This is a genomic window from Aquirhabdus parva (assembly GCF_003351745.1).
Lineage (GTDB): Bacteria > Pseudomonadota > Gammaproteobacteria > Pseudomonadales > Moraxellaceae > Aquirhabdus > Aquirhabdus parva.
Genome location: NZ_CP031222.1, coordinates 2,910,547 through 2,933,212 on the forward strand (window position 1 = coordinate 2,910,547; position 22,666 = coordinate 2,933,212).

The following is a 22,666-nucleotide window of genomic DNA, read 5'->3' on the forward strand; positions in this document are numbered from 1 at the left end:
ACTCAATGGCTTAAATATGTTGTACCGATCACAGATTGTGTTTTATTTTTAAATAAATCCATCCTATAAGACGGCGCATAAAAAAACCCATTCGAAAATGGGCTTTTTTTACATCTTTAAAACTTACCAACCAAGCGCTTTCTGCTGAAGCAGGATCAAATCCTTGATGCCATCTTCGGCCAAAGCCAACATCTGATTACATTGCTCACGGCTAAACGGTTTAGTCTCAGCAGTACCTTGGATCTCGATAAACTCACCGGATTGAGTCATGACCACGTTGAGGTCAGTCTCGCATTTGGAATCTTCTTCGTAGCACAGGTCAAGTAGCGCTTCACCCTTGTACATACCCACAGAGATCGCGGCAACCAGACCTTTCAGCGGATCGGCGGTCAGTTTCTTTTGTGTCATCAGCACGCCCAGTGCATCCACCAGTGCCACTGCACTACCGGTGATTGCTGCGGTACGCGTACCGCCATCCGCTTGCAACACATCGCAGTCGATGGTGATGGTGTTTTCACCCATTTTCTTCAGGTCAACCATGGAACGTAGGCTGCGACCGATCAAACGCTGAATCTCTTGAGTACGGCCAGTCTGCTTACCGCGAGCGGCTTCACGGTCATTACGGGTATGGGTTGAACGTGGCAGCATGCCGTATTCCGCGGTGATCCAACCTTGGCCAGTACCTTTTAAGAAGCGAGGCACGCCATGTTCAATACTGGCGGTACACAGTACACGGGTGTCGCCAAACTCAATGAGCACAGATCCTTCTGCATGACGCGTGAAATTACGGGTGAAGGTAATTGGACGTAATTGGTCATTACTACGTTGATCGTGGCGCATGAGCTGTCATTCCGATAAGATGAAAAAAGAACTAAATAGGGTCTGCGGACATTCTATGGTGAATGATCGTCGTTGGGTTTCATTATAATGGTATCAACGATGATTAATCCGTAAAAAGGATGTATTTTTTCCAATCCTGTTGGACAGATCGAGAGCTATATTTTACCTTTTGAGAGCTTAAACCAACCATGAATACCAATCGATTAGAAGCCTTTAGTGATGGTGTGATCGCCATCATCATCACCATCATGGTCTTAGAGATCAAAGTGCCGCATGGCGAAACTTTAGAAGCATTAGCGCCACTCATCCCCGTACTTTTAAGCTACGTGCTGAGTTTTATCTACGTGGGCATCTACTGGAATAACCATCATCATTTCATGCATATGGTGCATAACGTCAATGGCAAGATTCTGTGGGCTAATCTGCATTTGCTGTTTTGGTTGTCCTTAATTCCCTTTGCCACTGGCTGGATTGGTGAAAATCATATCAGCGCCGTGCCTGTGGCGCTGTACGGCTTTATCTTAATGATGTGCGGGATAGCCTATACCTTACTTGCGCGTATCGTCATCAGCGTCCACGGACAAGACCCTAAACTGGCAGCAGCGATTGGACGCGACTACAAAGGTATCGTATCCGTCATCGCCTATCTATCCGCGATCCCACTGGCCTTCGTCAATCCATGGATCAGTATCGCACTGTACGTGGCGGTTGCCATACTCTGGTTCCTGCCTGATCGCCGGATTGAGCGCGTATTGGATTAGGATTCCAAAGCTTTAGGCATTCCAGTGGATGCGTGACTCAATGATTGTTGCAAGCACTTGAGGCGCTTCTTCTGGAATCCAGTGACTTAAGTTTTTCAGGATTTCCAGTTTGTAATCGGCATCGACAAAGCGATGCGTCAATTCAGCACCCGCTTTGGCTAAGGCCACATCCCCTTCACTCCAGACATGCGTGGTCGGAATTTTGACCTTGGTCAGCATGGTCTTAGGATTCATAAACGGCATAGCGCGATACCAATTGATCGCTGTGGTGAGTGCTCCGCGATCAACAATGTCATGATTAAAATGCTGAATTTGCTCAGGGGTCATGCCTGAATTTTTAAGCAAGCCTTTGATGGTCGGCGTTTTCATCGTCAGCCACTCGGGTACTCGTGGCAGTTGGAAGAGGACCATATAATACGATTTAAACAATTGATTACTGCTGAGCATCGAACGCACATAAGCCCCCGGATGTGGCACGGAGACCGTGGTCAAAGTCTTGATCGGATGAGTGTGTCTCTGCGCCACCCGCCATGCCACCATAGCGCCCCAGTCATGCCCAACCAAATGAATCGGCTGAGCAATCTGGTCAATCAACGCTTCAATATCAGCCGCTAAAAGATCCAGACGATAGTCACTGCGTTTTTGCGGGCGGGCTAAAGGTGAGTAGCCGCGTTGGTCAGGGGCAATGGTGCGATAACCCGCAGCATTCAAAAGACTGCTCACCTCTGACCATGACTCTTTGGTCGAGGGAAAACCGTGGAGCAAGACGACGACTTCGCCATCAAGCGGACCAGAATCAACGACATCAAAGGTAAGACCCTGATGCATGAACTGACTGATTCTTTGGCTGATCTTTGCATTACTCGACTTAGCCATCTTGAACTCCACGTTAAACAAACATTAAACCTTACGGATAAACAACTCACGATCAAAACGGACTTGCGGCCAGAACACGCCATCCAGTTCACGCTCACCTGCCCCAATGACCATAATCGGGAGTTCAGCAGAGGATAGATTCAGAATCTTACGTACCCGTACTTCATCAAAACCTTCCATCATGCAGGTATCAAAGCCATACGCGCGCAATGCCAGCACGAGATTCTCACACGCTAATGCAGTACTTTTGGTTGCCCAGAGTTTGACATCCTGACGGTTAAATGGACCGCGTGGTACGGCAGTGAATAATCCACCTAGTGCCACTGCTGATTTCTTCACAGCAGCAAAGCTATTCAATGGTCCTGGGTTATAGCTGAGGGGAATCAACTGATAATAGCGTTTGACCACAGTAGGCAGCGTGGGTGTAGGCCACTCGCGCAGCATTTGCCTTGCGAACTCATCAATGCGGTCGGTACGGGCAACGCAAACAATCAGCTCTTGTGCGGTGGATGCCGCGAGTTGACTCATACAGGCTTTGACCATTTGTTTTTTCTTATCAGGCGAGCGCACCACATAAAAAGTCCACGGCTGGAGGCCAGATGAATTTGGCGCCAGCATTGCCATATCAAGGCAATCATCCAGCACCGCTTCAGGAATTGGTTTACTGGTGAACTTGCGCACCGAGCGGCGGCTTTGCAGTACTTTTCTAAAATTTTCGACATCGATATCGGTCGGTGCAGGCTCGTAATAACGAGACTTGCCATTCATCATTACGGTTTTGGTTGTATCTGGTTCAACTGATTCCATGATTCTCTCGCCATATCTGTGTTTTTAGGGGGATGTAGGTTAAACATCTTGATCTTAAAATTTCAGCTTTACTCGGCAAAATAAATGCTGGTCCATTGAAGCATGACAGCCCGATTCATACCCTAGCCGACTGTGCTTAACAATAGCAGCCAAATCTTTACCTTTTTAGACAATATTTATTGTCAGTTAAAGCATGTTACACAGGTTCTTATTTGGAATCTAGTTGTGAAAACTGGTGAGTCATCTTACGCATCTCTACATAAATCAGTTGATCAGATGCAATCCATCCCAGTACTCTACTCAGGCTGGCACGGATGATGGACAATAAAACCAGATCAAAAAATTCCCCAATGAGGTGGATACAACATGGAAAAGAAAACGGCGACCAACGGTGAAACGCCTACTCAATTGATCGATGCAAAAATCGCAAGCTTAGATGATTGGCGCGGCAAAACCCTCGCCCATGTGCGCGCACTGATCAAACAGGCTGATCCTGATGTGATTGAGGAGTGGAAATGGAGTGTTCCGGTGTGGTCTCACGATGGGATCATCTGCACGGGTGAAACCTATAAAAAAGCCGTGAAGCTGACTTTCCCGAAAGGCGCTGCGCTGCCTGATCCGGCGGGACTTTTTAACTCAAGCCTTGAGGGCAATGTCAGACGGGCGATTGATTTGCATGAAGGTGTAGAGATTGATGAGGTGGCGTTTAAGGCGTTGATTTTGGCGGCGGTGGAGGTGAATCGGGGATAGGATTAATAAATGACCAGATGCTGCTAATGGATTAAAACTTATCCGACACTGGCTTCATCAATCTTACGTCGAATGAAGACATCAAAGCACGGCGCAACGACATTCACGACTATGTTGGTCGGATCAATTTCAACAACTTGCCAAGTTGTAACATCAAACCCTGTGTTGAAGCCTTGCAAGTCATCTCCAAACAGTAAAATATTTGATAGCAGAAAACTTTCTCCATAAACCTCCGAAGGCTCAAGCAAGCCGTCATAGAGCATATATGTGGACTCTCCAACCTCACCGTATCCGACTTCCTCAAGAAATGAAATATAATCTTGAGGAATACCAATATGGGTAGATTTGATTCGAGCAAGTTTAAAGTTTGAGACGGACTCAAGCTTATCAAGTGGCGTGCCGACTCTTTTTCCAGCAATCAGATCATCATAAAATTTCATTGTTAAGTCCCATTATAATTTCTGATGACAATACTTGCTCTTTTAATGCTTAAGAAACTTCAAATATATTTACAGCAGATGAGATTATAAATCTATAAACAGGTCTTTATCAGATACCACTGATGGGTTAAAACCCATCCTACGCTTTCTGAAATTTAACTAGCTACTGAAGGCAAGAGCCCAAATTCCTTTCTGATGTCATTTTTAAGCCTTTGCGAAATACTGGAACCAAATCTTGCAGAAGTTTTGATACTTTCATAAATTTCATCATCAGAATATCCAACATCTCTAGACTTATTAACCCGCTTAATTATCTCGGCTTATTCTTTGGCTGAGTCTTTTAAAAGACGCTCAAGCGGATCGTCTTCAACGGACTTCAAGTTTTTCATTACTTCGTTAATTTTTCTATCTGGTGTAAGGTAGTACTGACTCCCATAGAAAATGCGATTTGTATTAGTACATTCGCCGTTAAATTGATTAGCCGAGCCCTTAGGAGAGCTTACATCCTGATTTTTATCAGAAAGTAAATAATAGATACCAAAAGCAGTAGCTATTTCATTGTAAGTGAAGCCCTGTGAATGAGCTTTCTCGATTGCTATTGCGGTTTTATTTGTAATGGTCTTAGTAATGGGCATCTTCAAAAGATAGAAGAACTGTTCTGGTGAATAGCAATATTCTGATTGCGCTGCCTTAATTAATGCAAGTTCTTGTGAGGAAACTCCTGAGCCCGGTGCAGTTAGAATCGCTTCAACAGCAAGTCTTCTTTGCTCTTTACGATAATCATTTGCAAGTGAGAGGAACCCAGTTACTGCACCTAAAGCAGCAATTATTCCTAAAAAGAACCAAACTGCTGCATATAACCTAAACACAATAGGATGCTTTAATTTTAAATATTGTCCGAGTCGCCAAAACTGCATGGCTAGTAATGCCAATAGAAATATAGCAACCAAAGCAGCCACTACAGCCAGTGCGTAATAAATCATAATGGGTTCTTTTGAAATTGTGGTGTATGTATACAATCAACTACGTACGGTAGCAAGCGTAAATAGCCTTTAGCCGATCAATCCACATTCACTCTCTAGCCTAAAAACTACTTCATATCTCTAAAAACCCACTATTTTCCAAATTTCCCACTTTCTTATCGTCAAACTCTCTTGAAATGCATCCACCCTGCCCTCATCAAGCCGTCATTAGCCCTATTCTTTAGTTTTTATTTGTGGAGTGTTACCGCTCATGGCGAAGCGTGATTATTACGAAGTGCTGGGTGTCGCTAAAGGCGCAAGCGAAGACGAGATCAAAAAAGCCTATCGCAAACTTGCGATGAAATATCACCCAGACCGCAATCCAGACGACAGTTCTGCGGAAGCCAAATTCAAAGAAGCTTCTGAAGCTTATGAAATCCTCTCCGATGCCGACAAGCGCTCTGCCTATGACCGTATGGGTCATGCGGCATTTGACGGTATGGGTGGCATGGGCGGTGGCGGCGGCTTTGGCGGCGGCAACTTCCAAGATATGTTCGGTCAGTTTGGCGATATCTTTGGGGATATGTTCAGCGGTCGCCAAGGTGGCGGTCAATCACGCCAACGTCGCGGTGCTGACCTGCGCTACGTGATGGAACTCACTCTTGAAGAAGCCGTGAAAGGCGTGAAAAAGAATGTGACCTTTACCGCACCCGCACCTTGTACGGCATGTGATGGCAAAGGTGCTAAAGATCCGAAAGACGTACAAACTTGTGGTACCTGTCATGGTGCAGGTCAAGTGCGTATGCAACAAGGCTTCTTCTCGGTTAATCAAACTTGCCCAACCTGTCATGGTCGCGGCAAAACCGTTAAGAACCCATGTAATGTCTGTCATGGCAGCGGTGTCAAAGATAAATCCCGTACGCTCGAAGTCAGCATCCCAGCGGGTGTGGACAACAGTGATCGCGTGCGTCTAACCGGTGAAGGTGAAGCAGGCGGTGCAGGTGTACAACCGGGCGATCTGTATGTCGAGATCGTGGTTAAAGAACACAAAGTGTTCCAACGTGATGGCGCAGACTTGTATATGGAAGTGCCAATCAGCTTTACTGATGCTGCACTGGGTAAAGACGTTGAAATCCCGACCCTTGATGGTCGCGTCAACCTGAAAATTCCAGAAGGCACACAAACCGGTCGTCTCTTCCGTTTGCGCGGTAAGGGTGTGAAGCCAGTGCGTACCACGATGACAGGTGACCTACTCTGCCGTGTCACAGTTGAAACGCCAGTGAACCTGAATAACCATCAAAAAGAACTGCTGCGTGAGCTGCAAGGCTCGATGGATAACGGCGCGCAATCACCTAACAAAAAATCTTTTTTTGATCGCATTGGCGAGTTTTTCTCATAAGCCCTGAGCACCACATGTACAAAAAACGCCAGCGAATTTTCGACTGGCGTTTTTTTGTGGGCAAGCGATAAGAATCGACAACGCGTTTGACGGAGTTTATACGCCATCATGGATTCTTTTCAGCTACAATTCATGCCGTTCATTTTACATTTTAAAGGCAACGCTTCCTCTAAAATCAAGTAGAAGCAAGATGCCACAAGGACTTTAAACCGTATGACTACCTCCACACGCATTGGGATTTTAGGGGCTGGCGGCCGCATGGGACGCATCCTCATTCAAGCTGTCGCTGAAGCAGGCGCTACACTGGCTGCCGCAGTGGTATCACCGGGCAGTTCGCTGATTGGCGCGGATGCTGGTGAGATGGCTGGGATTCGTAAAAATGGCGTGAAGATCGTCGGCAATCTGGCTGATGAAATCCTGCACTGCGACGTAGTGATTGACTTCTCTACCCCTGCTGCAACCATGACCCATCTGGAAATGTGCCGCGCTGCGGGCAAAGCGATTGTCATTGGCACCACAGGCTTGACTGAAGAACAATTTGCCTTGATTGATGAAGCTGCACAGGATATCCCCGTGGTGTATGCCGCCAACTACTCTGTCGGCGTCAATGTCTCGCTGAAGCTTCTAGAACTGGCTGCAAAAGCCTTTGGCGATACCGTTGATATTGAGATCATCGAAGCGCATCATCGCCATAAAGTCGATGCACCGTCAGGCACTGCGTTTATGATGGGTCAATCCGTTGCGGGCGCACTGGGTCGTAACCTCAAAGAAGTCGCGGTGTATGGTCGTGAAGGCCACACAGGTGCGCGAGATCGTCAAACCATTGGTTTTGAAACCATCCGCGGTGGTGATATTGTTGGTGAACATACCGTGATGTTTATCGGTGAAGGCGAGCGGGTCGAGATCAAACATATGGCGACCAGCCGTATGAACTTTGCCAGTGGTGCTGTGCGTGCTGCGATCTGGGCTACACCGAAGCCCCCTGCACGCTATGATATGCAAGATGTCTTAAATCTAAAATAAACAGTAAGGCACGCTCGATTCGTCGGCGTGCCGTTACATCGATAACAAGGATAAGGAAAGACCGCCATGAAGAAGATGCTCAAAGTTGCCCTACTGCTCTCCACGCTAACGTTAGTCTCCAGTGTCTATGCCGAGGCCACACCACAAAAACTGTCGATTGATCGCGATGGGGTTAAAGTCTGGACTTATAAGGAAGACGGCAACCCTACAATGAACTTCCGTGCGACTACCGTGCTGGACAGTACCTTGGTGGGTGCTGTTGCCGTGGTCATGGATACCGATCACTCCTCAGAGTGGGCACCTTATACCGGTAAAGCACTGATTTTGGATCGTAATGATCAGGCAGGCACGTTCATCCTGCGTATGGATCTCGACTTTCCCTTCCCGCTCAAAGACCGTGATGTGGTGATCTCAGGCCGTTTAAGCCAAGCACCGGATGGCGTGGTCACGATCAAAAATGATGTGACGACTGATGGACGCGCGCCCGTACGCGATAAATTCATCCGTATCGACCACTACCAAGGACTCTGGCAGTTCAAACCGCTACCTAAAACTGCAAGCGGCAAGCCGCAAGTGGAAGTGACGGTAAGTGGCTATGCCGATCCGAATGGCATGTTGCCAAAAAGTATTGTGAATTTGTTTGTGCAAGAACAACCGTTTGAAATGCTGCGCAATATGAAAAATTATGTCAAAGCGGCAAAGTACCAGCAGGCGACTGTGGTGGGTGTGAAAGAGTTTTGATCTTGATTCCATCCTGTTCTTTACGGACAGGACGCCCGCTCCCCCTAGTCACCGGCCCTAATTCTGGATTTGCTGAATGAAAATTGTCACGGAACATGATTATATTGGGCAATCCAATGACCATCCTTGGCAATCCAAATTTGTGGTCTTGCAGTATGAGCAAGGAGGCTATTCATTTTTCCCTCATGCCATGTATCGAAACTGGTTTGATGATGAGGTAGACACAGGTCAGTTATTTATTGGTCGATGTTCAGGACTCGGAGTCGGCACCGTTGTGAACTGTGATACAGAGCATCAGTGTCTTCGTATTGGGCGTTTTGTGTCAGGTGGACAACGCTTACGTTTTCTGTTGAATGGGCAACATCACACCCAAACCATCTCCACTGCCATGCTCGGCATCCACGGCATGGGACTTCAGCACCCCTACCCCCCACAATATGCGGATTCAGTCATTAAAAATGATGTCTGGTTAGGTGATGAAGTAATGATGCTGGGTGGCGGTGTGGTTGAAAATGGCTGCATTATTGGCGCGCGCTCATTGCTTCCTCCCAATTTTAAATCTGAACCTTATGGCATTTATGCAGGTAGCCCTGCAAAACTGATTCGCTTTCGCTTCTCAGAAAAGATTCGTGAATGTCTGCTCCAGCTCGCTTGGTGGGATATGCCCCTGAGCTGGATTCAAACACACAATGCTTTTTTTCTTCAAGATCTGGGAACCGATGAAGGAAAGAGCCTAGAAATGCTCATGGAACTCATGCAATTAAAGACACAAGCTGAAGCGGTTCAACTCGAAGAATAAAACCGCATTGGAATCTGATTATCGAGCGTGTTAAGCCTGCGTCACCGCAATGCGTAGTTCTTTGGGCATGGAGAACACCACGTTCTCTTCACGTCCTGCCAGCTCAACGGGGGTCTGACCGCCCCACTCACGCAGACGTTGAATCACTTGGCTGATCAGAATCTCAGGGGCCGATGCACCTGCAGTCACGCCCACTTGCTTAGCGTCTTTAAACCATTCACGCTGCATCTCATTGGCGTTGTCCACCAAATAGGCATGTACACCTTCGCGCTCGGCCAGCTCACGCAGGCGATTTGAGTTAGAAGAGTTGGGGGAACCGACCACCAGAATCACATCGGCTTTGACCGACAGATCACGCACGGCGTCTTGGCGGTTTTGGGTGGCATAACAGATGTCATCTTTGCGTGGACCTTGAATCTCAGGAAAGCGCTCACGCAGTGCATCAATCACGCGTGCAGTATCATCCATCGATAGCGTGGTTTGCGTTACGAAAGCCAGTTTGCGATCCGAACGCACTTCAAGCTTGGCCACATCTTCTTCATCTTCAACCAAGTAAATCTTGCCGCCAAAGCCTGTATCGTACTGCCCCATGGTGCCCTCGACTTCGGGGTGACCTTGGTGACCAATCAAAATTGCATCTACACCTTCGCGCGCATAGCGAGTTACTTCGATATGAACCTTGGTCACGAGTGGACAGGTGGCATCAAACACTTTTAGCCCACGGCGACTGGCTTCGGTTTGCACCGCTTTAGAAACGCCATGCGCGCTGAAAATCACGATGGCATCGTCAGGCACCTGATCCAACTCTTCGACAAACACCGCACCACGCGCGCGGAGATCATCCACCACAAATTTGTTATGAACGACCTCATGGCGCACATAAATCGGCGCACCAAAGACTTCCAAGGCACGATTCACAATCGCGATCGCTCGATCTACGCCGGCACAAAAACCACGCGGGTTTGCTAATACGATATCCATGATGGCTACTCTAACTCTGGTCTACAAACAGGTGACGATGCTTATAAGCGATTTAAATTTCATTTTGCACTATAGATTACTGCATTGTGCAGCTTTTTATGTACTATATTGCCTACCCATATTTTATGCTGTTTTCATACTGCACAGTGTATGAGTAACACTTTTAACGAAAAGATTTTTGGAGAATCGCATGGCGGGCTTATTATTTGTGGTGGCTGCGGCCTCTGGCACAGGCAAAACATCACTGGTCAAAGCACTCCTTGAGCGCACACCTGAGCTCTCCTTGTCCGTTTCTCACACCACCCGCGCCATGCGTCCTGGTGAAGAGCACGGTGTGCACTATCACTTTACGGAAAAAACCGTCTTTGAACAAATGATCGGTGATGGCTATTTCATCGAGCATGCCGAAGTGTTTGGCAATTACTATGGCACTAGCCATACTGGCGTATCCCAGCAACTTGAACAAGGGCATGATGTCCTACTTGAGATCGACTGGCAAGGTGCTGAGCAAGTGCGCAAGATTTTCCCCAAATCGATCCAGATTTTTATCATTCCACCGAGTCTTAAAGCCCTGCGCGAGCGCTTGTCTAATCGCGGTCAGGATAGTGAGGAAGTGATTCAAACGCGCTTGAATGGTTCAGTGGAAGAGATTCGTCAGCATGTCAACTTTGACTATCTGATCGTGAACGATGACTTCGATGCGGCACTGTCTGATCTGCGTGCCATCATCCGTGCGGCTGGCCTCACCTCGGCACAGCAAGTGGTGAAGCAGCAGGATTTGCTGATTGCTTTATTGAATGGATCGCATGACTAAATAAGCATCCTCTCATCTATGCGTAAGACACCGAAGTCTTACGCATCAGTGACATAACACCTCAAATCTCACGGCTTGCATCACGCATAATCATCCCCATATTTAATGCACATCGACCACACGTGTCGCTTGTGCTTATTAGCATTTGGATGAGAATTGAGATTGGAGTTTGCGTATGAAAGTTGATATTTGGTCTGATATTGTGTGTCCATTTTGCTACATCGGCAAACGCCGTCTTGAAGCCGTCGCAGCGGAAGCAGGCATCACTCTCGATGTAACTTGGCATAGCTTTGAACTCGATCCCAATGCACCAACCAACCACTCAGAAGACCTCGCCACGCGCTTAAGCAAAAAATATGGCAGAACTCTTGAGCAAGTTGCCGAGATGCAAAAAGGCATCATCGCTGCGGGTGCAGAAGAAGGTATTCACTTCAAGTTTGATATTGCCCGCTCAGGCAACAGTTTTAATGCCCATCGCATCATCCATCTGGCGACCCAAAAAGGGCTGGGCAATGAAGCTGAAGAGCGCTTCTTTAAAGCCTACTTTATCGAAGGCGAAGCGATAGGTGACCGGGATACCGTTGAACGCTTGGCGGTCTCCATTGGGCTTGATCCTGCGGAAGTGAAGAATGTCTTGGATACTGATCTCTATGCCGATGCAGTGCGTCAGGATGAAGCCATTGCCCAGCAAGAATTAAAAGTTTCTGGTGTTCCTTTCTTTGTCTTCAATAATCGTCTCGCTGTATCGGGTGCCCAGCCGCGTGAAGTGTTTCATCAGGCGTTTCAGCAGGCTGCACAGTAAAATGGATAGACTCGGAGACTCTGAGCATAACCCTACCTTACAAGGATCAAAATGAATCCAAACGGTTATGAAGTCATCTTCCCTGAATGGTTTGAAGACTATGCTTGGGAATTCGAGTCAAAAGGTTGGCTAGATGGCATCATCATAAAATACGAAGAGCATGAATATCGTCCGGTATTTTATGATTCCGTCCGATTGGCACAAACCATTACTGATGATTTATCTTCTCAAGGCTGTTTCTTAGAGAAAAATCTCATTGTCGTTGAACGTATCAATCGTAAAAATCTATTGTCTGCGATAGAAGTTTTCATGACCTAAGAAAAAATCCGTCTTTAGCTTCAATATCAATGTTGATCACTTATACATACTTGAATGCCTGTTGAGATGGCATGTGCCACTCGCTTAATCGTCTCTGGCTGGCTCACACGAATCTCATCATCAGGATTGGCAATCACACCTATCTCGACCAACACTGAGGGCATGGGCGCAGTCTTCAGCACAATCAAATCATCATAGCGATGAACACCTAAGCGACGATCGATGAAAGGACGGTTCTCCCCAGCAATCGGCGTGGCATGATACAGCGAGGGCTTCTGTCCGCTCTTCAACATTTGCTGACCGATAGCCTGCGCACAGCGTACACTCTCAGCATATTTTGGATTTTTGGTCGAGACAAAGATCGAATAGCCTGAGAATTCACGGACTCGGCCTGCATCCATCCACGCTTTAAGAATAGAGTCATGGTGAATCGAGACAAATACATCTGCAGCGGGGTTATGGATGGCACGGTCAGGCAGTGCGATCTCCTTGCCATCTGCTGAGATACGCACTACGCGCTCATTGGCACGTATCAGGTCAGCCGCCAAGGCATCGGTCATATCCAGATTATAGCGATACTCGGCGCGCCCACTTGCAGCGGTGGCACCCGGATGTTCCGGCGTGTGTCCTGTATCTACGATGACAAGTGCCGCATGGGCAGGTAGGATCATGCCAATAGCCAAAACGGCGAGAAGGTGTCGGCACCCACTTAGATTAAACATTCAAACAGCCCCATAGCCCTCTCAGGCAATCCATTTAACGCATGACTTAATGCTGATTTGCATACAGATACTTGGTCATATCGGTATAGGAAAAATACTGATTATCGACCTTAAACATATCCCGCACTTCGCCCGTGATTTTAAAACCTGAACGGAGGTAAAGCCGAATGGCGGGAGTGTTATTGGACAGCACTTGTAAGTCGATCCATCCCACTGCGGTTTCTTGCTTAGCCCAGAGCTCGACATGTTCAATCAGCGCAGCACCCAATCCAATTTTACGGTGGGCTCGGTCAACTCCCATGCCCAGCAAGCAGCGTTCAGCACTCCACCGCTCGGTATGCGAGCGCAAGTCCACATGACCCACGATCTGTCCTGTCGCATTCCTCGCAACCCACGCCCGCCGCCAGCCATGTTGGGAGAGTGGAACATCCAGCGCACCTCTAAATGCTGCGGCACGCTGGGGTGAAAAGGCATGTTGACCTTGCGGCGAGGGCTGGAAATACGCGGTGCCATCCTTGCCGTTATCCGACAGATGATCATCCAGATAATCCATAAACTCAGCGAAGTCTAAGGGATGCAGGGGGACGATCTGGATTGATGATGGCAGCATCAGCACACGTTTCCTTTAACGCTTAACGAAGGTCTTTGAAATTAAGAGGACTGCAACGGTTTCACATCTGGATATAGTCGAGAAAATTTGATGATCGCTTCATCAGGTACACCAATCAGTATAGTGGCACTACTATCCCAACAAACAATCTCAAATTCCGCTTCAGCTAATTGAGGCTGAATCAGTTCTCGTCCCCAGTAGCTAGAATTGCCATCGGCGTGTGGGGAATCTTTAACGATGGGACGAAAGCCTTTAGGCAGCGCGCTAAATACAGCCCAAATAAACTGAACATCATGATTTGCCAAAAAGTGCTGTAAGTCCTCGCCCAAAATCCATTTATCGTCTTGATTAAAATCAGCAGTGAAATGATTCATCTCAATATCACTCACGTACCAATCGTATTCGGCAGCCAATATCCCGAGTGCATCCAAGGTTATTCGCATATTGGTAAAATAAGGAACTTGATTGGTTTTCTCAAGAATATAATTCATGGGTTATCAAGTTCCTGATTGATGTTCAACTTGAAAATTAAGTCATGGCTATGCTTTCTGGACGCTTCAGCGCCTTAAAAATCTGCGCAGCTATCCCACCCCATAATAAACCACAAACCATGCCCGACACGCCACCATAAATCAGGGGAGAAATATCCGTCTTTTGCAAGGTGCATTGCACAACATACACCGCCACTGCAAACTTACTCAGGAAAGCCAGCAGTGAAATCAGCAGCATACGGACTGTGCCCGGGCGGTGGATATGTCGGGTATGTGCATCATAGCGATAACCTTGCAAACCCTTAAATATCGCACCCCCTAAAGCCAGACCCACGATCAAGCCTAAGACTAGCCAGATCTCAAGTGCGAGTGCAACATGCCCGTATTTTGATAGCCCGATCCCCGCCCAGAGGGTAAAGCCCACGGGTAATATCAGCATGCCGGACAGTGGCATACTATTGGGACGCATGGCTTTCACACCGCGAATCACTAGAAATAATAAAATCAACCAGACCCAAAACGGCGTCATCACTAAAATCGTGCTCATGGTTTATCCTTCCCGATCAATTTGGATACTTAGAAATGAGATTTAAAAATTAAAGATGCGTGTGTACACCGCGCGCTATTTCATGCGCACGCAAGGTGACTCAATCAAAATTGGATAAAAGATCGATCAGCGGATTCTCATTTAGGTGGAATCCGCAATGTGTTTACAGCGACCTGCCGAGCCTTTTCTCCACCTGTTTCTTTTCCCACTTGGCATCGAAGAAAGGAAACAACATAAAGACACGTGCAGCGTGGAAGAGGATTGCAACGCCCCACCACAAGGCGACCCAGAGCACCCACAACACATGAGGATTGGTCACAAAATTGATCACAGCAAGCATACTGATGACCAATACATAGCGGATGAGATGCAGATAAAAACGTTTTAGGTCCTGAACATGGCGAAAAGCCAGTTCTTCATCAAGGCTTACGCCTCGGTTAAGCGCATGCTGTGTTTCTTGCGCATGAGATGGATCAGACATAGTGTCCTCCGTATGGATGGATGAAAAGTCAATTTCAAAAACGGCTGCAAGTGACTTTAAAGACTCGGTACTGGCAGTTTGACCTTGCTCAATGCGCTGAATCGTCCGAACACTAAGTCCAGAGAGTTCAGCCAACTGTTGCTGAGACCAACCGCGTTGTAATCTGAGTTTTTGGATAAGCATGATTGCCCCCTAAGTTCACTTGTACTGACTTTCACCCATTCCGGTGGATTTGACCACGACAGCCACCTGACTTTTACCTGACAGCGTCACGTCATCTCCGTGACTTCACACTGTCAGGCTTGTCATTGTTATGTTTTATCACTCCCTCTATCGATTAACAATCCATTTAGAAAATATCTCATCCCCCCTTATGCCGCTTTCCATTTCTCCAGAAACGCGGTGATATTCGCGATGCTATAGGACTTACCGTCTTCAAGATCACTGGTATCGTGCGAATGCAATAATTTGCCATCTTGATCCAAAACAAAAATATGCGGGTAGCCTGCGACTTTGGGGAACTGGGCAAGGAAGGCTTTGTTCTCATTTTCATCACTGAAATTGACATGAACCAACACGAAGTTCTTATCGCGTAATGCAGTCAATTCAGGATGACTGACAAAGATGCCTTCCAGACGACGACACCAGATGCACCAGTCGCCACCGACTTCAACCAGAATATGCTTATTGCCTTTCTTGGCATCCGCAATGGCCTGTGCTAAATCCTTGGACGGATCAGCCTTAATATCATAGATATGAGAGTCAACTTTGGCAGACTCGTGCTTCTTCACTGGCGCAGCGGTGGTATCAGCTGCGGCGCTCGCCGTCGTGGCAGGCGGGACATCAGCAAACGCCAATGCAGGGATGATGAGACTCAGCGCAAAACCATAAGATAAATATTTCATGCATGTTCTTCCAATATCAGGAGAGGATCAATTAAAGGGAGCGCTACTGCTTAACTCAGTGTGCGGCCAAGTGAGTCAAGGTGATCGGCACGGCTTTGGCAGTCACAGGTGCCGTACATTGCCCTTGTGGACTACACGTCATATAGCTGACCAAAACGTTATCGGTTAGTTTGCCACTGGCTGCTGCCGGTAAGGTGATCGGCAGACGCAAGGTCACAGGACCGTTGGGGTAGATTAGCAGTGGATCTTTGGCTTCAGGGATCACTTCCTTTAAGGTCGGGGCACTGTCGGTCAGTACACCTCGTGCCTTGATGGGTGAGTTTGCGGCAAGCTCGATCAAGGTCGGACGCCCAATGCCTTCTATTCCTTTACGCGGTAAGTCTTTGCTATACAGGTGATAGCCTTTTTGCAACGGCGTGAACTGCGCGACCAAGGTGGCTTGATGCTTCTGATCATATTCAACCGTAATCACTACCTTGGCTTCGTTTTCTTCAAAAGAAGCCAATGGTGTGGCAGGTGCCTTGGCATGGACCGAGACATTAAATCCAAGCAGCCCAATCAGGAGGGATTGAGCAGTCTTAACGGAAAAATTGGATGCTAAAGATTTTGACATGATGGGAAGCAATGTAAGGACAAGATGAAGTTGAATCTCTCATCCTACAAGCATTCCCGCAAGTCATTTTGCGTTTTTATTGATAAGCTTTTTACTTTCAGTCCTAAATCCTGACCAGTAGGATGATATTGCAATGAATTTTAGATAGCATCCTGACGACGGACCACACCCGTTACCCGCCAGATCGCCCACTCTAAGCCTACCCAAAAGTTAAGTTTTTCAAGCATTGGGTTCATCACGTTGGTGATCACACAGTAGTCGGTGTTCTTCAAGCCACTGTGGTGTTTGGCATGTTGACGCACGCCTTGCAGGATTTTCCAGTCTTGCAATTTGCTCACCAGTGCAGGACGTTCCATACGGTTTTGGTGTGACCATTTATGGATCTGGTTGCCATTGATACTCAGCACCATGAGCAGGATCAACCAAACGCTGATCTCTCCAAAAGCAAACCATGATACGGCAAGCACCACCAAACCAATCGCAATCAGGTCATAAGAACTCTGCCACCAGTTCTTCTTTAGGAAGTCACGCGGCTTCTCATGATGCAATAAATTCTCCCGGGCAATACCACCAACAAAACGCATCTCAGGACGTGCATAGGCATCTTCCAGCCAATGGACAAAGCCCGTAATAAAATCTGCCAATAGAACAATCAATAATGTTTTCAAAACTATAGATGTAATTACTATCGCCGTTACCATGATCAGTTGCTCCCATCAGAGCCGCCATGGCTCTGGATGACTTGAGCATAGTGAACGCAATTTATGCACACAATACCGACATATCAAGGTACTATATATCGATACCATGCGCATTATCTGATGATGCGAATGGCGCATATATCGATGTCAAATTGTTACCGAGTTGATCATGTCCAATACTGATTTACTGATTACTACCTTAAAACGCGTGCTGAAATCACGCGGGAAAACTTATGGTGAATTGGCCGAAGCACTGCACTTGAGTGAGGCGAGTGTTAAACGGTTATTTTCGGACAAGACCTTTACCTTGCAGCGTCTGGATGATATCTGCCAGTGGCTTGAGCTCGATTTCTTTGAGCTGGCACGGATTGCGCGCGGTGAATCGATGGCGGTCACAGAGATGACGGTTGATCAAGAGCAGATCCTTGCCAATGACTTACAGCTTTTGGGGATCTTTTATTTAGTACGCAACAACTGGCAGCTCGGCGACATTGTGCGTGACTATGACATCACGGAGCCTGAGTGTATTCGCCTCTTGATCAAGCTGGATCGTGCAGGCTTGATTGAACTCTTACCGGATAATCGTATTCGTCTGCGCGTTTCACGCCAAGTAAAACACCAAGCCTATGGTCCAATCCGCCTACAACATGGCGAAATGATGACCAATAACTTTCTTGGAGTGCGCTTTGATGAGCATGGCGGTTACTTTGAGTTTGTTGGCGGGGATCTATCCCCCGCCTCTGCTCTGATCATTCAGCGTAAACTGGATCGCCTTGCGGCAGAGTTTCATGAGCTGTCAGCACTGGATATCAACCTCCCCACACAGGACCGCACCTTGTATGGCCTAGCCTTTGGTATCCGTCCGTGGAATACGGCAGAGGAAATGTGTGGACTAAAGAGACGCACGAGCCGAGCTAAGTCCTCTTCATGACGAGATAATTCGACATAAGCGGTCCATCGATAAGTGATCGAAGGCACAGCGAATCAATCATGCGACAATCTGGGTCAAATCGCTTGTTTTATGGGCTTAAAATCTGTATCCTATGCAGTCCATTTTACCGTATACAAAGAGCGAGTTCAGCATGGCACGCGTGACTGTAGAAGATTGCCTAGGTGCAGTTGATAATCGTTTTGAATTGGTTTTAGTTGCTGCGAAGCGCGCACGTCAACTCGCTCGCGGTACCGCTGAGCCGACATTGGCTTGGGAAAACGACAAACCAACCGTGATGGCACTGCGTGAAATCGCTGCTGGTCACGTGACCAAAGACATCCTGAAAATGAAAGATGAGCCAGCACCGGTGTCAAACCTGGATGCGGTGATGTCTTCAATTTCATTGAATGACTTCACGTTCTAATCTTTAGAATGCCGGCATTAGCCAAATAAAAAATCCCGCATGTATTGCGGGATTTTTTTATGGTCATATCTTTAAATATAAAATAAACCAGTAAACATTGAATAAGTCATATTTAAAATTAGTTGGTGAGATAGTTGGCATAACTTATACAGATACCTAAATGATAATTCTATGGTATAAATGATTTAGCAAGTTCTTACTTTATAGAGTCTACGGAGGGGTCGTGACTAGAGAGAACAAAATTATCAATAGTGGAATAGCTTCTACTGAAGGAATTGTTTATCAATTTTATATAGCACTATGGCAATGTTTTCAGCTTGAAACAGGACAAAAACTCTGGATCGAAAAATTTGGAGATATTACTATTTCTGGCGAAGCTCAACTAGAAACTAAACATTACACTGATCCCTTAACAGATAGTCACCCAAATTTCTGGAAAACTTTGAAGAATTGGTTGCACCCGACCTTTAATCACTCTCACTACAAAAAACTTATTTTAATTACGAATCAGTCATTTGGATCTAAAAGTACGCTAATTAACTGGAATAGTGCCGATGAAAAGACGCGTTTGAAAATTCTAGAAGATATACTCCTAGATTCAGAAAAAAGACATACTAATATCGAAGGATCGAAGTCACCTTCACAGAATTTAATTAATCAACGAACTATACTCAATAAGCAACAAGACAAGTTAAAAGAAATCATACCCAAAATATATATATCTATAGAATATCCTGAGATGGATGAAATTTATAAAAGAATCTCCGATGTGCATGCAAGACTGATTCTTCAAGCAAAAAAAAATGATTTTTTTGAAGGTTTGATAGGTTATTTAATCACTCCATCAAAAATTAGTAATAGTTGGGAGATAACTTATGAAGGGTTCAATGAAAAAATAATTTCTTTAACTGAAGCTTATAAAAAGAACACTCAAGTTTTCCCATCCAAGTTTTTAATTGGTGAGGCCTCTGCTGACCAAATACAACAAAACTCCACCAAAAGATTTATAAAAAAAATATATCAAATAAATCACTTAGATGCGGTTTCTGATGCAATAACTCATTATCTAATAGCAAGTTTGACCGTATTGGAAGAATTCAAAAATTTTGAAGTTGATATGTCAAGCTATAACATCTATAAAAATAATCTCAAAGAAATACATAAAACTCAACATAGAAAAGCTAAAAGAAATTTGCTCGGAGATCCGATGATAGCATCACAGAACTTTTATGATGACCTGACTGGGGAAAACCCTTTGCCCTTCCCTGTTTTTAGAGATACTCCTATTGCATTTCGTAATGGTATATTTCATATATTGGCTGATGATAAGTTGGGTAATTTTGAGTGGAGGTTATGGGATTGACCAACGCTATAGAACATTTCGAAACACTTACAAGAAGTCCGCTAGTCTTAGCCAGAATCATAAATGCATTTTTCCAGCATTTACCAAATAAAGATAAAAGCTTCTTATTAGGATATTTAGTGCTTCCTATAGTTTTACATCCTGCATCTCAAGATTTTTTACGAAAAGCACGAAAAACAAGCTCCATAAGAACATTTTGTAATAACAGAGAGCTACTTGCAGGGCTTCCCCAACGTATAAATGCAATGCGTGTTATTACAAATCTTGCTATACAAAACTCACTAGACTGTGAACAACTCAAGCTCGGCCCAGATCTATCTTTGGACTTTATTGCTAATAAAAATCCAGAATCCATTCTAGAAAACCAACAAAAAGCTGCAAAAAATTTGGCTTTTATATTTGAACCTTATGATGTTCCTGCCATATATAAATTACTTGGAATTAAAGAGTTATGAATTGTTTTATAAAATTTATAGGAATTGTTGATAAAGAAAATCAAACTCACTGCATCGAATTCTTCAAAGGACTGAATATTATTACTGGTAAGTCTACGACAGGTAAAAGCGCACTAATCGAAATATTTGACTATTGTTTTGGAAGTGAAGATTACACAGTACCAAAAGGTGGATTAATAACTCGAAGAACTGAAATTTATTTCACAGCCCTGCAGTTTTCAAATTTTACACTTGTGCTTGCTAGGCGTGGCGAATCACAATCTTGCTTTATTAAAGAAATCTCAGATACCGATACTATAAAAAACTTACCGTCTGTGGACATAGATTTCTTTGATAAAAAATACTTTATGCCATTAAAAGATTTTAAAAAAGAATTAGGAAGATATTTTGAAATAACGCTTACTTCGGTTGATGAATCTATCGAAAGACGCCTTTACAATGATAAAAGATCACCTACCCCATCAGTCAGAAGCTTTACTTCATTCATGCTTCAACACCAAAATTTGGTAGCGAATAAGCATGCAATTTTTTATAGATTCGATGAGAAACAGAAAAAAGATCAAGCAATTGAACATTTTAAAATATTTTTAGGAATTGCTGAGCAAGAATATTTTGTACTCTCACAAAGACTAGACGAAATCAATCAGCGCTTAAAACAAATTGAAATTGCATTACCTAAAAGAGCGGATGAAAAAGAACGTACTGAACGGCACATTTCAAAACTACTTAAAGAATATCAATCTATTAGTGGTGTTCAGCTCTTAGATTCAGATGCTGTTAGCATAGTGAGAAACCCACAGCGAACACTAGACTTTATTGCAAATATTCCAATTCAAGTAGATGCTCTCAGCACAACATTTGAAAAACAAAGATTTTTACTTCAACAAGAACAATCTAGTACTCTTGCTAACTTGAGGGAACTACAACAAAAAAGTAATGCTTTATTAGCGTCGATTAATTATGCAGATAAATTCAAACTTTCAATCGAATCTATTGAGATACCAAGTTCAATTGACATTTCAGTTGCTACCTGCCCTTTTTGTTCATCCAAATCACATACTGTTGAACATGAGGTAAATCAACTTGAAAATGCTATTCATTGGCTTAATCAGGAACTTCGTTTAACACCATATATGCGCGAATCGTTTCATGAAGATAAAAAAAATATTGATAATCAAATCAATACAATAAAACTTAAATTGTCTTCCATTAATAATGCCATTAAAGCATTAGATCAACAAACCATTCATTTAGAAAAAAAAAGATCATTACCTGAACTTGCCACAAAAGCAAAACTTCACATTGAAATAATGTTGGAGGACTTAATTTCTCGTTCAACTTCAGACTTAGATATGGAGAAAGACAATCTAAATAGGGAAAAAAATATAGTCTTGACGAAACTCAAAAAGTTTAATGTTCAAGAAAAGCTAGAAGTGATTCAAGATCAAATAGTTGAATCAATGCGAGAAATTGGTAAAAATTTTGATTTTGAATATAAGCCTATCAACTTGAAATTTTCATTAGAAACTTTCGATCTTTGGCACGAAGATATTGATGGTAATAGAATACTCTTACGAGCTATGGGAAGTGGCGCTAATTGGCTTTATTGCCACTTAACACTATTTTTAGCACTGCATAGAATATTTGCTATACATAACCGAATATGCAAAATACCGCCAATTCTTTTTTTAGATCAACCAACTCAAGTTTACTTTCCGACTTTTCTAAATGATCACGAGGAAGAATTCGATTCTAAAAAGCTCTCAGAGCTGATAGGTCGTCAAGGAGATGAAGACCTAAATGCTGTCGTTAAAATGTACAATGAACTAATTAGATTTTGCAAAGAAACTGAAGAGCTAACCAACGTTGAGCCTCAGATTATAGTCACAGACCATGCCGATCGGCTGGATCTTGGTAATGGAAATGTATTCGAATCATATGTTAGAGCACGTTGGCGAACCCGAGGTTTTATTGCTGAATAATATTAAATTAATAAAAATTAATTACTTAAATACTAGACTACTTCCTAGCATCCGATGTTAGCAATGAAGTGAGCCGATGAATATGAGTTTCTTTTTTGAGAGTAAAGGAACTCATATTCATAACTGCT

General features: G+C 44.8%; 28 protein-coding genes. 14 read left to right on the forward strand and 14 right to left on the reverse strand.

Annotated features, from left to right (window positions below; genetic code table 11):
* Nucleotides 1–123 precede the first annotated feature (123 nt).
* Entirely contained in the window at nucleotides 124–840 is a 717-nt protein-coding gene (rph, locus tag HYN46_RS13055; RefSeq protein WP_114899782.1) for a ribonuclease PH, read from the reverse strand.
* A gap of 188 nt (nucleotides 841–1,028) precedes the next feature.
* Between rph and HYN46_RS13060 the strand changes: the two genes are divergently transcribed.
* Nucleotides 1,029–1,601, forward strand: a complete 573-nt coding sequence (locus HYN46_RS13060; RefSeq protein ID WP_114899783.1) for a TMEM175 family protein — start codon at nucleotides 1,029–1,031, stop codon at nucleotides 1,599–1,601.
* 12 nt (nucleotides 1,602–1,613) lie between these two features.
* Here the strand turns inward: HYN46_RS13060 and HYN46_RS13065 are convergent, their stop codons facing one another.
* Together HYN46_RS13065 and HYN46_RS13070 are read right to left on the reverse strand one after the other, a co-directional pair.
* A complete protein-coding gene (locus HYN46_RS13065; protein WP_114899784.1) occupies nucleotides 1,614–2,477 on the reverse strand; it encodes an alpha/beta fold hydrolase in 864 nt (287 codons plus the stop codon).
* 24 nt (nucleotides 2,478–2,501) lie between these two features.
* A complete protein-coding gene (locus HYN46_RS13070; protein ID WP_114899785.1) occupies nucleotides 2,502–3,284 on the reverse strand; it encodes a nitroreductase family protein in 783 nt (260 codons plus the stop codon).
* Between the two features lie 366 nt (nucleotides 3,285–3,650).
* Between HYN46_RS13070 and HYN46_RS13075 the strand changes: the two genes are divergently transcribed.
* Nucleotides 3,651–4,034 (forward strand): DUF1801 domain-containing protein, encoded by a 384-nt coding sequence (locus tag HYN46_RS13075; RefSeq protein WP_114899786.1) that lies wholly within the window; start codon nucleotides 3,651–3,653, stop codon nucleotides 4,032–4,034.
* Nucleotides 4,035–4,072: 38 nt separating this feature from the next.
* Here HYN46_RS13075 and HYN46_RS13080 read toward each other — a convergent pair whose 3' ends face one another.
* Both HYN46_RS13080 and HYN46_RS13085 read right to left on the reverse strand, forming a co-directional pair.
* Nucleotides 4,073–4,474: an SMI1/KNR4 family protein gene (locus tag HYN46_RS13080; protein ID WP_114899787.1), complete on the reverse strand. Its 402-nt coding sequence runs from the start codon at nucleotides 4,472–4,474 to the stop codon at nucleotides 4,073–4,075.
* A 320-nt stretch (nucleotides 4,475–4,794) separates the two neighbouring features.
* Entirely contained in the window at nucleotides 4,795–5,457 is a 663-nt protein-coding gene (locus HYN46_RS13085; RefSeq protein WP_114899788.1) for a hypothetical protein, read from the reverse strand.
* 250 nt (nucleotides 5,458–5,707) lie between these two features.
* On the opposite strand from HYN46_RS13085, the gene dnaJ reads away from it, so the two are divergent.
* The 4 genes from dnaJ to HYN46_RS13105 all read left to right on the forward strand — a co-directional run bounded on the left by dnaJ (nucleotide 5,708) and on the right by HYN46_RS13105 (nucleotide 9,398).
* On the forward strand, nucleotides 5,708–6,835 hold the full coding sequence (gene dnaJ, locus HYN46_RS13090) for a molecular chaperone DnaJ (protein WP_114899789.1): 1,128 nt from the start codon (nucleotides 5,708–5,710) through the stop codon (nucleotides 6,833–6,835).
* A 213-nt stretch (nucleotides 6,836–7,048) separates the two neighbouring features.
* A complete protein-coding gene (dapB, locus tag HYN46_RS13095; protein ID WP_114899790.1) occupies nucleotides 7,049–7,858 on the forward strand; it encodes a 4-hydroxy-tetrahydrodipicolinate reductase in 810 nt (269 codons plus the stop codon).
* Nucleotides 7,859–7,924: 66 nt separating this feature from the next.
* Entirely contained in the window at nucleotides 7,925–8,599 is a 675-nt protein-coding gene (locus HYN46_RS13100) for an START domain-containing protein (RefSeq protein WP_114899791.1), read from the forward strand.
* Between the two features lie 76 nt (nucleotides 8,600–8,675).
* Nucleotides 8,676–9,398: an LbetaH domain-containing protein gene (locus HYN46_RS13105; protein ID WP_114899792.1), complete on the forward strand. Its 723-nt coding sequence runs from the start codon at nucleotides 8,676–8,678 to the stop codon at nucleotides 9,396–9,398.
* A 30-nt stretch (nucleotides 9,399–9,428) separates the two neighbouring features.
* Here the strand turns inward: HYN46_RS13105 and ispH are convergent, their stop codons facing one another.
* Entirely contained in the window at nucleotides 9,429–10,379 is a 951-nt protein-coding gene (gene ispH, locus HYN46_RS13110) for a 4-hydroxy-3-methylbut-2-enyl diphosphate reductase (RefSeq protein ID WP_114899793.1), read from the reverse strand.
* 190 nt (nucleotides 10,380–10,569) lie between these two features.
* Between ispH and gmk the strand changes: the two genes are divergently transcribed.
* From gmk to HYN46_RS13125, 3 genes are all read left to right on the forward strand, one after another.
* Nucleotides 10,570–11,193: a guanylate kinase gene (gene gmk, locus HYN46_RS13115; protein ID WP_114899794.1), complete on the forward strand. Its 624-nt coding sequence runs from the start codon at nucleotides 10,570–10,572 to the stop codon at nucleotides 11,191–11,193.
* 175 nt (nucleotides 11,194–11,368) lie between these two features.
* On the forward strand, nucleotides 11,369–11,995 hold the full coding sequence (locus tag HYN46_RS13120; RefSeq protein ID WP_114899795.1) for a DsbA family oxidoreductase: 627 nt from the start codon (nucleotides 11,369–11,371) through the stop codon (nucleotides 11,993–11,995).
* Between the two features lie 51 nt (nucleotides 11,996–12,046).
* Nucleotides 12,047–12,313, forward strand: a complete 267-nt coding sequence (locus HYN46_RS13125; protein ID WP_114899796.1) for a hypothetical protein — start codon at nucleotides 12,047–12,049, stop codon at nucleotides 12,311–12,313.
* A gap of 26 nt (nucleotides 12,314–12,339) precedes the next feature.
* Here the strand turns inward: HYN46_RS13125 and HYN46_RS13130 are convergent, their stop codons facing one another.
* From HYN46_RS13130 to HYN46_RS13165, 8 genes are all read right to left on the reverse strand, one after another.
* Nucleotides 12,340–13,035, reverse strand: a complete 696-nt coding sequence (locus tag HYN46_RS13130; protein WP_114899797.1) for an N-acetylmuramoyl-L-alanine amidase family protein — start codon at nucleotides 13,033–13,035, stop codon at nucleotides 12,340–12,342.
* 46 nt (nucleotides 13,036–13,081) lie between these two features.
* Nucleotides 13,082–13,645, reverse strand: coding sequence for a GNAT family N-acetyltransferase (locus HYN46_RS13135; RefSeq protein ID WP_114899798.1), 564 nt, complete (start codon nucleotides 13,643–13,645; stop codon nucleotides 13,082–13,084).
* A 41-nt stretch (nucleotides 13,646–13,686) separates the two neighbouring features.
* Nucleotides 13,687–14,136, reverse strand: coding sequence for a hypothetical protein (locus tag HYN46_RS13140; protein ID WP_114899799.1), 450 nt, complete (start codon nucleotides 14,134–14,136; stop codon nucleotides 13,687–13,689).
* A gap of 37 nt (nucleotides 14,137–14,173) precedes the next feature.
* Nucleotides 14,174–14,683, reverse strand: coding sequence for a DUF6622 family protein (locus tag HYN46_RS13145; RefSeq protein ID WP_114899800.1), 510 nt, complete (start codon nucleotides 14,681–14,683; stop codon nucleotides 14,174–14,176).
* 163 nt (nucleotides 14,684–14,846) lie between these two features.
* Complete coding sequence (locus HYN46_RS13150; protein ID WP_114899801.1) at nucleotides 14,847–15,347, reverse strand: helix-turn-helix domain-containing protein; 501 nt, start codon at nucleotides 15,345–15,347, stop codon at nucleotides 14,847–14,849.
* A 188-nt stretch (nucleotides 15,348–15,535) separates the two neighbouring features.
* A complete protein-coding gene (locus tag HYN46_RS13155; RefSeq protein WP_114899802.1) occupies nucleotides 15,536–16,069 on the reverse strand; it encodes a thioredoxin family protein in 534 nt (177 codons plus the stop codon).
* 55 nt (nucleotides 16,070–16,124) lie between these two features.
* A complete protein-coding gene (locus tag HYN46_RS13160) occupies nucleotides 16,125–16,682 on the reverse strand; it encodes a protein-disulfide reductase DsbD domain-containing protein (protein WP_114899803.1) in 558 nt (185 codons plus the stop codon).
* 140 nt (nucleotides 16,683–16,822) lie between these two features.
* Nucleotides 16,823–17,383 (reverse strand): fatty acid desaturase CarF family protein, encoded by a 561-nt coding sequence (locus HYN46_RS13165; protein ID WP_114899804.1) that lies wholly within the window; start codon nucleotides 17,381–17,383, stop codon nucleotides 16,823–16,825.
* A 169-nt stretch (nucleotides 17,384–17,552) separates the two neighbouring features.
* Here HYN46_RS13165 and HYN46_RS13170 point away from each other — a divergent pair, with 169 nt between their 5' ends.
* The 5 genes from HYN46_RS13170 (at nucleotide 17,553) to HYN46_RS13190 (ending at nucleotide 22,538) form a co-directional block, all read left to right on the forward strand.
* On the forward strand, nucleotides 17,553–18,314 hold the full coding sequence (locus HYN46_RS13170) for a helix-turn-helix domain-containing protein (RefSeq protein ID WP_114899805.1): 762 nt from the start codon (nucleotides 17,553–17,555) through the stop codon (nucleotides 18,312–18,314).
* A gap of 151 nt (nucleotides 18,315–18,465) precedes the next feature.
* On the forward strand, nucleotides 18,466–18,738 hold the full coding sequence (rpoZ, locus tag HYN46_RS13175; RefSeq protein WP_114899806.1) for a DNA-directed RNA polymerase subunit omega: 273 nt from the start codon (nucleotides 18,466–18,468) through the stop codon (nucleotides 18,736–18,738).
* A gap of 223 nt (nucleotides 18,739–18,961) precedes the next feature.
* A complete protein-coding gene (locus HYN46_RS13180; protein WP_114899807.1) occupies nucleotides 18,962–20,101 on the forward strand; it encodes a hypothetical protein in 1,140 nt (379 codons plus the stop codon).
* A complete protein-coding gene (locus HYN46_RS13185; RefSeq protein WP_114899808.1) occupies nucleotides 20,092–20,556 on the forward strand; it encodes a three component ABC system middle component in 465 nt (154 codons plus the stop codon). Before HYN46_RS13180 ends, HYN46_RS13185 begins: the two co-directional genes overlap by 10 nt.
* Nucleotides 20,553–22,538: a DUF3732 domain-containing protein gene (locus HYN46_RS13190; RefSeq protein WP_114899809.1), complete on the forward strand. Its 1,986-nt coding sequence runs from the start codon at nucleotides 20,553–20,555 to the stop codon at nucleotides 22,536–22,538. The genes HYN46_RS13185 and HYN46_RS13190 overlap by 4 nt, the downstream gene beginning before the upstream one ends.
* Nucleotides 22,539–22,666: the final 128 nt, after the last annotated feature.